Source organism: Butyricicoccus porcorum (assembly GCF_002157465.1).
GTDB lineage: Bacteria > Bacillota > Clostridia > Oscillospirales > Butyricicoccaceae > Butyricicoccus_A > Butyricicoccus_A porcorum.
In genome coordinates, this window is the sequence record NZ_NHOC01000004.1 from 112,065 (window position 1) to 124,144 (window position 12,080).

Below are 12,080 nucleotides of genomic sequence, written 5' to 3' on the forward strand. Positions count from 1 at the left end.
TCGTATCTCCTATAGCGCGTTCCAATAAAACACGAAGATCAGAATACATCCCCAAGCGTTTCCGGTGGCTTTTCGGACGATCAACATTCCATAGATCAAAAAGAGAGTACACAGCATCTCCGCCACCGCGTCCGGCGTCACACCCACGACCCCGTGTATCAGAATACACATGGCCGCGCAGACGAAAGCGCCCCAATCCCACAGCCTGTTTTTGGACGGATAGCGCTCGCCGATTTTATCGGAAATCACCACATAATTGAAGCCCTCAAAAAAGCCCCAGAAAAGCGCGGTGAGCAGCATGGCAAGAACGTTCTCCGGGAAACCGCTCTCAATCGCCTCCGCCGTCGTTTGCACAGCGGAAAAGGGAAGCCATGTATGCACATTTCCCGCAAAGAGGTTATACAGGAGATCCGGTACGCAGCACAGTGCGCTCAGCGCAATGGCGCTCAGCAAATGCTTACGGGTAAGGCCGTGATCTGAAAATCGTTCCTTTCTGACAATGGCCACGATGGTGATTCCCAGTCCGGCAATGCCGAACTGAAAGATGCCGCCCATGAACAAAACCCGCAGCACAATCGGGATCGCGGTGTCGGCGGCGATGTTGTCGATCTCCCTGCCGAAAACGGTATAGATGACAAGAACCAGAAGGGACACACCGGCGATGATCCACAAATCTGTATCCAGTTGTTTCTTCCGTTCTTTTGTCAGCATGACAGCTTCCTCCCTGATTCGGTTTCTATCTTGTTTGTATTCTCGTGAAGCGTTCCGAAGGAACAGCAGCTAAACTCCCATGCCTGCTGGCGCAGGCACCACCACATTGTATAAGTCCACGGATTGCTCCGCGCTTCGCTCTCACGATTCTTTTCCATGCTATTAACGGCCTGCTTCCCGCAATATTTCGTTTTGGATGTTTCATAGCAAATGCCACCCCATTTACAATGCCGCAAACACCCCGCAGCCCCGCTTCTTCAGCCACAGATACAGCACCCCGCAGAGAACAAGGTTCAGCCCGATGAACGCTCCCATGTATCCTGCAAAGCCCAGCTTCCAGCCGGGGAGCAGCAGAAAGCCCACGCAAAAGAGGATGGTGTAGGCCCAGCCGCCGAACATGGCGATCATCACTCCCATGCTCTGCTTGATGACCGTGATCTCCTGCGTCCAGTTGAGATTGGGCATCTTCAGCCCCATAAACAGCCCGAACAGCGCCGAGAGCAGCACAAAGGACAGCGTCTGAACCGCCGCAAGCGCGACATCCAGCGGGGCAAAGGGGCAGACCATCGCAAGACACAATAGGCAAAACAGCATGGGGACGCCGGTGAGCAACAGCTGCACGGAAAGCTTTGCCCGAAGCGCCTGCCAGGGCTTTACCGGCAGAGACTGCATAAGCCACAGGGATTTACCCTCCAGTGACACGGAGGGAACTGCCATATCGTTCATGGAGGCGATCATGCACCCCATGGTGCACAGCAGCACCGGAACGCTGCCCGGCTTTTCGCCGAACACCTCGTTCATGACCGTGAGGAACGCCCCACCCTTCCACAGCAGCAGGATGCCGCAGACGGGCAGCATCAGGATGCCCAGGCCGCAGTTGAGCATATAGTTGGGGTTGGCGAGAAACCGGGAAAATTCTTTCCCCAGCAGGGCGGAGGAGACGCTTTTCTGCCTGACGGCGGTTTCCTTATAGACCTTCCGTTCCGATTTCCCGGTGGAGGTGACCAGCTTCAAAAAGCTGCGGGAGATGAGCGCCCACATCAGGGCGAACAGTGCCGCCACAACCAGAGAAATAACCAGACACGGGATGGGGTCGCCCACGCCCACTTGGCCGAACAGGTAGAGGGGATAGGCGGCGCCCTTGACGGCCTCGCCAAAAGCCTCTGCGTTGGATAGCAGCTCGCTGATCAGGGTCTGGGCCTTGAACACCGCGAAGTAGTACACGGCGAAAAACGCCAGAGAGACGATGACGGTAATGAGGCTCTTGCGCTTTAGCTTCAGGCTGATCTTGGCCACCACCCAGCCCAGGGCGCAGGAGACCGTCATGACAAAAACGGAGATCAGCGCGGTAAGCAGCAGCGAGCCCAGCACGGTTTGCAAGCCGAATGCCGCCTCTACCCAGTAGACAAGTATCGCCGGAAGGATCACCACGCCGGAATACAGAAGGCCCATGAGGTAAACCGTGGTCATCCGGGAGGCCATCAGCACACTCACCGGAATGGGCAAAGACAGCAGTAAATCGTTGTCCTTGGCCAGGTACAGCGTGGAGTAGGTGGTGAACACGCTGCCGAAAGCCCCCAGCAAAACGGCGATCATCCCCATCATGGCAAAGTAGAGCCAGCCCACACCGGCAGCGTGGAGAGGAGCGCAGAGGGTCTTGGCCAGCATCGCGAACATCCCACCCAGGACACCCGCCATCAGAAGGGCAAAGAGGACAAAATAGGCCGCCGTGGCCCCCTTGGAGCGGGCCTTGTTCTTTTTCGCGTTATAGAAATAGCTGCGGAATATTTCCGCCAGCTCCTTTTTTACCAAGACCTTCAGCATACTTCTCCCTCCAACTCCAGGAACACGTCCTCCAGAGACTCGTCCCCCTTGACCTCCTCCATGGCGCCGGAGCGGATGAGCCTGCCTCCCTTGATGATGGCAACTTTATCGCACAGCTTTTCCGCCACCTCAAGTACATGGGTGGAGAAGAAGATGGCCCCGCCCTCGTCGCACACCTCCCGCATCATTTCTTTCAGCAAGTGGGACGCTTTCGGGTCCAGCCCCACGAAGGGTTCATCCATGAGGATGAGCTTCGGCTCATGGAGCCAGGCGGCGATGATGGCCAGCTTCTGCTTCATGCCGTGGGAGTAGGCGGCGATGGGCTGCGCCAAATCGGCGGTGAGTTCAAAGTCGTCGGCGTATTTGCGGATGCGCGCCTGCCGCTCATTTGCGCCTACGCCGAAAATGTCGGCGATGAAATTCAGGTACTTGATGCCCGTCATGTAGTCGTACAGGTCGGGATTGTCAGGGATGTAGGCAAAGCGCCGTTTGCATTCCAAGGGATTTTCCTTGATGGATATCCCGTCAATGGTGATTTCTCCTGCGTCAAACTGCAAAATGCCCACCACGGATTTTAATGTTGTGGTCTTTCCCGCCCCGTTGTGGCCGATAAAGCCGTAAATCTCGCCGGGGGCGATGTGTAAGCTTAGATTGTCCACGGCTTTCTTCTCACCGTAGGCCTTTGTCAGATGTTCGATGTTCAGCATGGTTTTCTCCTCCATCATTTTCATTTTCTAATATTTTAAGTCCTGTTTTAGCATCCGTTCCCAATAGCTCCTGCGCTTTTTTGAAATCATAAACCTCATTCAGCTTATCGTGGACGTGTAAAAGCTTTTCCTTGCCGTATTTTCTGATAAACAAAGCCTGCGCCTTTGCAGCCCTGCTGTCGCTGCCATTCCACGCAATCGGAAATAGCCTTCTTGATTTCAACTCCATGTCCTGCCATCAAATAATCGCCTCGTCCTCCACGATTTGACCGTCGGCGGTGACGGTGAGATACATTTTCTCCTTGTCAGCGTCAAAATGAAGCTCCCTGGAAGCCAGAACGGTTCCGTTCTTACCTTTTGCGGTGATCGTAAAGGGGACAGGCGCTTCCGCATCCTTTGCGGCCATCATAATATCGTTGTCCAAAAAAATGTATTTGCCGCTCTCCCAAGCGCCGCCGTCCGCGCGAAGCCCGCCGCGGCTGGAGCCGTCATAGGACATGGAAACGGAAAATATGTCGTCCCGCTCCGGCTTTACATACACTCCATATCGCTCCGATTGCGGAAAAAATCCCGTCTCCCGTTCCCACAGCGTTGACTCGTTCATGCTGGTCTTGAGAACCACCTCGCTGATTTCGCCCTTGACGGGGATGGTCACATCAAAATCTCCTGTCTCAAAAAAACCGAACACCGCGCTAAAACGAAATCCCACATAGATCGTCCCGTCCCGTTCCTCGCTATAGCAGCCGCAGAACCCCTCGGGAAAAGAGCCGGGATAAAACCCAGAGATATGTACTTTGTCCTCGCTTACCTCCACGGCTTCAATTCCCGCGCCCTGACAGGCTCGGAAGCCAAGCAGCTTCCACCCATAGCGGCCCGCCAGAAAGACCGCCGCCAGGATAGCCGCGGCGACCGCCAGCGCGATCACGATTCTTTTCCATGCTTTTAGCGGTCTGCTTCCCAATTTCTGTTCTGAAGCGTCCATTTTTGTGGTCTCCTTTTCTCGGTTTTGTTCCCATGCTACCGTAACCGTCGCCGCGCGGATAGTACGTTTCCGCAGACATTTGTGTCTATTTTATAAATCTGAAGAGTCTGCCTGGTGCCATAGACAGAGTGAGAAGCACACCTCTGTGCCTTCGGTGTTTTTGTGAAGGGCACATAACATCCCCGCTATAACGCCAAAGCTCTTTTTCCGGGACGCTCATTTCCATATGCTCCGCTTTTGCCCATTGGGGCATATTCATTATTTTATTCTGTATCTGCTTATATCGCAGGTCATTGTCGTATATCTGCATGTATCCTCCTTCGGTGTCCTGCACTGTAAAAACGCAGCGCACACCGCAAGCCCCGTGTCTAAGCATCAGGCTCTCTTGTCATAAACGCTCTCTTGTACATTGGTAAAACAATTCTCCAAAACAGCAGGCAATGGATCACCAACATTACTCCAAAAAAGATTCTTACAGCCCATTCAGGGAACAACAGTGCAATTCCATTCATATCGCCTCCGCCGAAAAAACCGCACAATATGCTCAGATACAACGGATCAATCAGCAGCATGGCAATCGTAATATAATACAGACAGACTTTGAAGGTTTTAGATTTGACCTTGCAAATTTGAGCTGATGTCAATGTCAGCACATAAGCTGTTATCATTGTCGCCGCAACACCGACACTGCAAAAAATACCAAGCCCTGTTTCACTCATTCGTTCCTCATATATTCCAATCTGCATACCAAGCCCCATAAAATTGATCTTGCGAAACGCTCCGACAGACAGCGCATAAATCAGATGCGCGCCTTCGTGTATGATATAGTACATCAACACCGCGGAAAGCAGCCCAATATATTGACGTATGCGTTTATTCATATAATGTATCCTCCTGCTGCTTAATTTTTGCTCATTTTCCTCGTACTTCATGGATTCGGAATTCTATCCTCCGGAATCCCTGCCTGCTTGAGGAAACTATTACCTGCCTGATGTATCATGCTCATGATTTCTCCTTCCGATAAGTGCATCATACCGGTTGCTAAAAAGGAAGCGATCCCATGTGTATATATTACAGTGTTTTGAACATACTGCTCTGCGCTTTTCTCTGATATCTGAAATTCCGCCGCTATCATTTTGATCAGCTCACGGTTATCTTTATCGTCAAGAATCACATCAGAATCTCCCACAGGATAGCAGTCACTTCCATTCAGAAATACAAATTGAAAAAGATTAGGTTCATACAACGCCATTTTTATATAGGCTTGCCCTACCTGCTCAAAAGCATTGACTGACTCACTGGCTGAGGGGCGCATTTTGCTGTTCGCGTATTTCAGCGCGTGATCGGCTAACGCCTTGCGGAGTCCCTCCATGTTATCAAAGTGCCATACCAGGGGCTGCGTAGAGCAGCCGATTGCCTTTGATAAGGTCTTGATATTGATTGCGGAATACCCATCACGGATCAGCATTTTCAATGCCGCTTCCAAAATAACTTCTTTGGAAATCTGCGTTTTTCTTGCCATTTTAGTTTCCTCCCCCTAATTGTATAAATTATTTTATATAATTTGATTTATATTATAGGCTCGATTTAGAACCTTGTCAAGCACTCTAAATGATTTATTTTTTTCAATCAAATCCTATCTGGACCCGACTTCTTGAGGAGCCTACTTCTTGTGCAAGCAATTCCTTCCTGATCAGGAAGGCCCAAACAAAAAGATTCCGCCCGTAGGCGGAACTTTCTGTTTATGCTTGTTGGGGCAGCCTCGTCTCCCGACTCGATCCGCGCTAAACGGTCTCCACCGGAGACCGGCGCCCCCAATCCCCTTATGAACGAAGATTGCACCTTCGGCGACGCTCGTCCTCGCAAGTTTCAAGTCCTCCACACCGGTAAAGCCGTGCTGCTGATAATAGAGCAAAGCCATGGCCTGTTGTTTTGTGATCTGATTCTGAATCGCCCGGTCGTAATACTGACCACGCCCCTGATTCCGCTTCGCCTCCAGAGAGCTGACCATTCATCTGCTGCTTAAAATTTGTGAGTTTTTAGACTGCACTTTTCTTGACAATTCCAGTATATTGGCTCTGACGGGAGAGAATAGCAAGTCAATCTGACCACATAATTGTCACAAGAATGTGCGTCAAAAACTGTGTAGAATTCTACCGGTTTTTAAGCTCATCACGCTGACAATAGTCCTATCGTCTCAACAGCGAAAAAAGTAGTTTATTGTCTCAACCCTGCCAAAACCCAGGCGATAGAACGATTGTCAAAGCAAAAAGAAAAGGGATTCCGGGAAACTGCCAAATACGGCAATCTCTCGAAATCCCTTTATTTCTGGGCTTTTCAGAACTTTTTTACTTGTTTCGTGACAGAAGAACTACGGTCTCAACATGCCACGAGACAATGGCTTGAATGTCCACAGTACACGGGAATAAATCTACTCCTTATGTATGGGGGAACATATCAGCCTTCGCAAGCCGTGTGAAAGAAGTCTTGGAATAACAGCCCGATTTTGTTTTGACGGGGTGGCTGAAGATTCCTATTACGAAATCAGGTGCAAATACAATGATTTTCGTAATAAGTTAGGCTGCCCATTCAATAGTCATCAGAGTTCATTAACCGACTCATTATGCTGTCCCGAGAAGTAATCGTTCCATAGACACAGTTTCAAAAAATAAAAAAATTTACGATTTTGAAACCGGCATCTTGCATATACTCTTTGCAGACAGTATAATAGCTACAGCAGAGCGGTTTCAAAAACCGAAAAAAAATTTAAGTTTTGAAAGCGGGCGGCTATATGAAAACAATTACGAGGACCAAATATCTCGATCGGATCATTGAACTGAACGGCACTCCCGACATCAAGATTATTACAGGCATTCGTCGTTCCGGTAAATCAAAATTGATGCAGGCATATATCGAGTATCTGAAAAGTCATTTTGAAAGCATCAACATCATCTTCATTGACTACATGGATTTGGCGTATGAAGAGATTAAGGAATACCATGCATTACACGCTTATGTAGAAGATCATTATCAAGCCGGGAAAACCAACTATCTTTTTGTAGATGAGGTTCAGATGTGTCCCAAGTTTGAGCTGGCAATCAACAGCCTTTACTCGAAGGGCAAATATGACATCTATGTGACCGGCTCCAATGCTTTTTTGCTGAGTGCAGATCTGGCAACCCTTTTTACCGGACGCTACATTGAGATTCATGTTTTTCCGTTTAGTTTCCAGGAGTATTGCCAGTATTATGATGGTGTTGGCGATAAAGATAAACTTTTTGATGAATACGCGATAAAAGGCGGTTTGTCTGGCTCTTATGCTTACAGAACGGAGAAAGACAGAACCAATTATATCAAAGAGGTATATGAAACCATTGTGACAAGAGATCTTGTACAGAAATATTCTCTGCCGGATACTCTGGTTTTGCAGCGTCTGGGTGAGTTCCTTATGGATAATATCAGCAACCTGACCTCTCCCAATAAGATCAGTCAGCTGCTGACAGCGAACGACACCCCAACAAATCATGTAACGATTGGCAGATACATGAAATATCTGTGTAATGCGTTCGTGTTTTATGATGTGAAACGTTATGATATTCGGGGGAAAAAATATCTGGAGAGCTCTGAAAAGTTTTACCTCTGCGACAGCGGTATTCGTTATGCAATCCTCGGAAGCAGAAATATGGATTACGGCAGGGTTTATGAAAATATGGTTTGTATCGAGTTGCTCCGCCGTGGATACGATGTTTATGTGGGAAAGCTGTATCAGAAAGAAATTGACTTTGTTGCACAAAGGGGCAGTGAGAAAATCTATCTTCAGGTGAGTGACAACATTTCCGGGCAGGAGACTTTTGAACGGGAAGTATCTCCACTGCTTCAGATTCGGGATGCTTATCCGAAGATGGTCATCGCCCGAACCCGGCATCCGAAGTATAGCTATGAAGGAATTGAAATTCACGATATAGCGGATTGGCTGTTGCAGGAATAAAGAACAATACATTTATATTGACCAAAGTGTGCAGGTCATTAGCAAACCAACCAACACCGCCGCCTTGTAGGGCAAGAAGCTGGTTATAAATGGTATCAATACACATGTATTGATGAGTTCGGGAGGGGCCTGCGGACAAAAAGTTGGACTCCAAAAGGAGGGAACTGAATGTATACAAAAGAGCAGGAAGAAATCGCACTAAGAGAATACGAGCGGCTGGGATCAATAGCTGCTGTAATCCGTCAGTTAGGATACCCGAGCGAGTCTACGCTTTACCGCTGGTATGAGCGCAAAAAAGCCGGGTTAGAGAACAGACATGGCCACACAGAAGAGTCTCCCACAGAGATGGATCATCACTGCAACACATCGGGGCATCCAAGGCATCCCTCAGCAGAATTCAAATATGAGGTAATTCACCGTTGCTTTGAATTAGGCGAAGATGTAGAATATGTATCAAGGGAAATCGGATACAGCCGTATGAGCATATACGTCTGGCGCAGGAAATATCTGAAGTATGGGATGGTGGGTCTGATGGCGAAGAGAAAAAGCATACCAAGGGAGCCGTTGCCTCAGGATCATGCATTGCCTGAATCTGAGGAACTGGAGAATCTTCGAACGCAACTCCAGGAACTGCAGTTTGAAGTAGATGTGCTGAAGGAGACCATCTCAGTTTTAAAAAAAGACCCCGGCATCGATCTAACGGTACTCAGAAACCGTGAAAAGGCAGTGATCATCGATGCCTTGAAGGGGAAATATGCACTGCCAGCGCTGCTGTCCCGTTTTAAGATGGCCAAAAGCAGTTACTATTACCTGCAAGCTGTTATGAACAAACCCGACAAATATCTATCCCAACGGGCACAAATCACCTCGATTTTTCACGAAAACAGGGGCATATATGGTTACCGTCGCATTTATCTGGCGCTGAAGCGCAAAGGGATTATGCTCTCCGAGAAGATCATCCGCCGGATCATGAAAGAAGAAAAACTGGTGGTTTTGCGCTCGAAGAAACGAAAATATAGTTCGTATTTGGGGAAATCACACCCGAAGTAGAGAACATCATTTTACGCGATTTCCATGCAAATCAGCCGTATGAGAAGTTGCTGACGGATATCACAGAATTTGCCCTTTCGAACGGCAAGCTATATCTCTCCGCCATGATCGATTGTTTTGATGGAATGGTTGTGGGCTGGACGATCGGAACCCGCCCCAATGCCGATCTGGTCAACACCATGTTGGATCAAGTGATTGCCGATCTGCCAGAGGGCTGTCATCCGATTGTCCATTCTGACAGGGGCTGCCATTATCGATGGCCCGGATGGATTGAACGGATGAATGGGGCTGGTCTCATTCGCTCTATGTCTAAGAAGGGCTGCTCCCCCGATAACGCAGCCTGCGAAGGTTTCTTTGGAAGGCTCAAAAACGAAATGTTCTATGGCCGCTCTTGGACAGGAGTCTCGCTTGACGATTTTAGCCGGGAGATTGACCGCTATATCAATTGGTATAACCATAAACGCATCAAGTTACCTTTAGGCGGGCTGAGCCCGATTGAGTATAGACATCATCTTGGTTTTGCTGCATAATCAGTCCAAGATTTTGTCCGCAGGCCCTTCACAGCTTTAAAGTTTGTTGAGCGGATTCTGCAAAGACAGACAAAAAAATAAAGCCACTATCATTTGCATGATAATGACTTAAAAAATCCCGTTCCGGTGCTGGGACACTGAAACGGGATCAAAGAGCAGATAAATTGCAAAAACCCATCTGCTCCTCTATTATAACCGATTATAGGAGGAAAAAACAATATGAATGCAGTTATTTACGCAAGATATTCTTCAGAAAACCAATCGGAAGAATCCATTACCGCACAGCTTCGAGCCTGCCGTGATTATGCCCGGCATAATAAAATGGTGGTAGTCGGAGAATACATTGACCGAGCACAATCTGCACGCAGTGACAAGCGTACCGATTTCCAGCGAATGATTGCGGATTCTAAAAAGCATCTGTTTGATGTTGTCATCGTTCATAAACTGGATCGTTTCAGCCGAGACCGATATGACCACGCATATTATCGGCGTGAACTGCGCAATGCCAAAGTACAGCTCCGTTCCGTACTGGAAAATCTGGATGATTCACCTGAGTCCGTCGTTCTGGAATCCGTTTTAGAGGGATTTTCAGAATACTACTCCAAGAATCTTGCCCGGGAAACCCGAAAGGGACTTCGAGAGACTGCGCTGGAAGCACGATACACCGGCGGTAATGTTTTATACGGTTACTATGTTGGTGAAGATCAGAAATATCATATCAACGAAGAAGAAGCAGTCGTTGTACGAAAGATTTTTGACTGCTGTGAATCGCAGTGCGGCTATGGCGGTTTGCTTGAAGAACTGCGGAACAAAGGCATCCATACCCGTCAGGGCAGAGTTTTTACAGCCAGTACATTTTATTACATTCTGAAGAACAGAAGATACACCGGTGATTATGTCTACTCCCCTGTCGGAAATTTGAAAGAGCATCGCTCACAGCCGATTATCGTGGAAAACGCAATTCCTGCAATCGTCTCAAAACCCCAGTGGGAAAAGGTTCAGGCAATTCTGCATAAACGTCAGACCAAGGGAATGGTAACAGCCCGTGAACCGTATCTTCTCTCCGGACTGCTGTTCTGCGGTGAATGCGGTTCCCCGATGTCCGGACATCGAAGCAGAAAGAAAAAGAATGGCGGAGAATATGTTTACTATTCATATGAATGTCAGGCAAAGGTTCGAAAGCACGCCTGCAGAAAACGGTGTGTGCCTCGTGATGAGATCGAAACAAAAATTCTGGACTACGTAAAAATGCTCTTTTCACAGCAAAGTGTTGCATACATTCAGAACTATATCCGGACCCACGCCAATGAATTAAATCTGGATATTCTCACCCAGCAGGAGCAGCTTCGGAAATCTGCCGAGAAACTGGATCGAAAAATTGACAACACGATTGAGCTTCTGATTGACTCCCCGTCTGACCGTCTGCGTGAAAAGCTGGACGAGCTGGAAGCACAGCGCAGAAAAATTGATTATCAGATTGATGAGCTGAACACACACAAGATTGATTCAGATATGCTGAAGGATTATATTGTGGAGGTTCGCAGCCTTGAAAATATGTCTCGTCTGGAGCTTCAGCAGATCATTCGGAAAATCATAAAAAAAGTGACCATCTATGAAGATGGTCACTTTGATGGTTTTTCGGTTTTCTACACCGAAAATGGAGGTGCCACCCAGAATCGAACTGGGGATCAAGGAGTTGCAGTCCACTGCCTTACCGCTTGGCTATGGCACCATATGGAGCGGATGACGAGGCTCGAACTCGCTACCTCCACCTTGGCAAGGTGGCGCTCTACCAGATGAGCTACATCCGCAAATTGTGGTGCCTCCGGGCGGAATCGAACCACCGACACGGGGATTTTCAGTCCCCTGCTCTACCAACTGAGCTACAGAGGCATATGCTTTCTTGTCAGACAACGTTTGTTATTATATCACTTTGTTGACCGATTGTCAAGCATTTTTTCTTCTTTTCAGAAGTTTTATCCCGATTCATCGTCCGAAGACGATGAATCGAAACAAATCTTGCTGGCGACCCAGAACGGGCTCGAACCGTCGACCTCTAGCGTGACAGGCTAGCGTTCTAACCAACTGAACTACTGGGCCAGATGGTGGAAGTTACAGGGCTCGAACCTGTGACCCTCTGCTTGTAAGGCAGATGCTCTCCCAGCTGAGCTAAACTTCCGTACCGTCCAGCGACTATTATAGTATACTCAACGGACGGCATTTTGTCAACAGTTTTTTTCAGTTTTTTGACTTTTTTCGAAAATGTTCTTTTTGGTGTCGAAATTGCG

10 protein-coding genes, 5 tRNA genes and 1 pseudogene are annotated in these 12,080 nt (G+C 48.3%); 4 read left to right on the forward strand and 12 right to left on the reverse strand.

All coding sequences use genetic code 11. The features are described from left to right. Window positions 1-9: 9 nt before the first annotated feature. From CBW42_RS04855 to CBW42_RS04890, 7 genes are all read right to left on the reverse strand, one after another. On the reverse strand, window positions 10-711 hold the full coding sequence (locus tag CBW42_RS04855; RefSeq protein WP_087018315.1) for a hypothetical protein: 702 nt from the start codon (window positions 709-711) through the stop codon (window positions 10-12). Window positions 712-933: 222 nt separating this feature from the next. Then, window positions 934-2,535 (reverse strand): hypothetical protein, encoded by a 1,602-nt coding sequence (locus CBW42_RS04860; RefSeq protein ID WP_087018317.1) that lies wholly within the window; start codon window positions 2,533-2,535, stop codon window positions 934-936. Continuing rightward, window positions 2,529-3,242 (reverse strand): ABC transporter ATP-binding protein, encoded by a 714-nt coding sequence (locus CBW42_RS04865; protein ID WP_087018319.1) that lies wholly within the window; start codon window positions 3,240-3,242, stop codon window positions 2,529-2,531. The genes CBW42_RS04860 and CBW42_RS04865 overlap by 7 nt, the downstream gene beginning before the upstream one ends. Next, on the reverse strand, window positions 3,205-3,471 hold the full coding sequence (locus CBW42_RS04870) for a hypothetical protein (RefSeq protein ID WP_087018321.1): 267 nt from the start codon (window positions 3,469-3,471) through the stop codon (window positions 3,205-3,207). Before CBW42_RS04870 ends, CBW42_RS04865 begins: the two co-directional genes overlap by 38 nt. 9 nt (window positions 3,472-3,480) lie before the next feature. Then, the gene (locus CBW42_RS04875) at window positions 3,481-4,224 is read right to left on the reverse strand and encodes a hypothetical protein (RefSeq protein ID WP_087018323.1); all 744 of its coding nucleotides are present in this window, start codon (window positions 4,222-4,224) and stop codon (window positions 3,481-3,483) included. A 368-nt stretch (window positions 4,225-4,592) separates the two neighbouring features. Then, a complete protein-coding gene (locus tag CBW42_RS04885) occupies window positions 4,593-5,105 on the reverse strand; it encodes a hypothetical protein (protein ID WP_087018327.1) in 513 nt (170 codons plus the stop codon). A 47-nt stretch (window positions 5,106-5,152) separates the two neighbouring features. After that, complete coding sequence (locus tag CBW42_RS04890; RefSeq protein WP_087018329.1) at window positions 5,153-5,746, reverse strand: TetR/AcrR family transcriptional regulator; 594 nt, start codon at window positions 5,744-5,746, stop codon at window positions 5,153-5,155. Window positions 5,747-7,015: 1,269 nt separating this feature from the next. On the opposite strand from CBW42_RS04890, the gene CBW42_RS04900 reads away from it, so the two are divergent. From CBW42_RS04900 to CBW42_RS15325, 4 genes and pseudogenes are all read left to right on the forward strand, one after another. Continuing rightward, a complete protein-coding gene (locus CBW42_RS04900; RefSeq protein ID WP_087018333.1) occupies window positions 7,016-8,212 on the forward strand; it encodes an ATP-binding protein in 1,197 nt (398 codons plus the stop codon). Window positions 8,213-8,380: 168 nt separating this feature from the next. Continuing rightward, window positions 8,381-9,262: an IS3 family transposase gene (locus CBW42_RS14950; protein WP_242969797.1), complete on the forward strand. Its 882-nt coding sequence runs from the start codon at window positions 8,381-8,383 to the stop codon at window positions 9,260-9,262. A gap of 8 nt (window positions 9,263-9,270) precedes the next feature. Then, entirely contained in the window at window positions 9,271-9,792 is a 522-nt protein-coding gene (locus CBW42_RS14955) for an IS3 family transposase (protein WP_242969809.1), read from the forward strand. Between the two features lie 219 nt (window positions 9,793-10,011). Then, window positions 10,012-11,028 (forward strand): annotated as a pseudogene (locus CBW42_RS15325) (recombinase family protein); the annotation flags it as partial. A gap of 422 nt (window positions 11,029-11,450) precedes the next feature. On the opposite strand, the gene CBW42_RS04935 reads toward CBW42_RS15325, so the two are convergent. The 5 genes from CBW42_RS04935 to CBW42_RS04955 form a co-directional block, all read right to left on the reverse strand. Next, window positions 11,451-11,524: transfer RNA gene (locus CBW42_RS04935), tRNA-Cys, on the reverse strand. Between the two features lie 3 nt (window positions 11,525-11,527). Beyond that, window positions 11,528-11,603: transfer RNA gene (locus tag CBW42_RS04940), tRNA-Gly, on the reverse strand. A gap of 6 nt (window positions 11,604-11,609) precedes the next feature. After that, window positions 11,610-11,685, reverse strand: a tRNA-Phe gene (locus tag CBW42_RS04945). Window positions 11,686-11,815: 130 nt separating this feature from the next. Beyond that, a tRNA-Asp gene (locus CBW42_RS04950) sits at window positions 11,816-11,892 on the reverse strand. A gap of 3 nt (window positions 11,893-11,895) precedes the next feature. Further along, a tRNA-Val gene (locus CBW42_RS04955) sits at window positions 11,896-11,971 on the reverse strand. Window positions 11,972-12,080 lie beyond the last annotated feature (109 nt).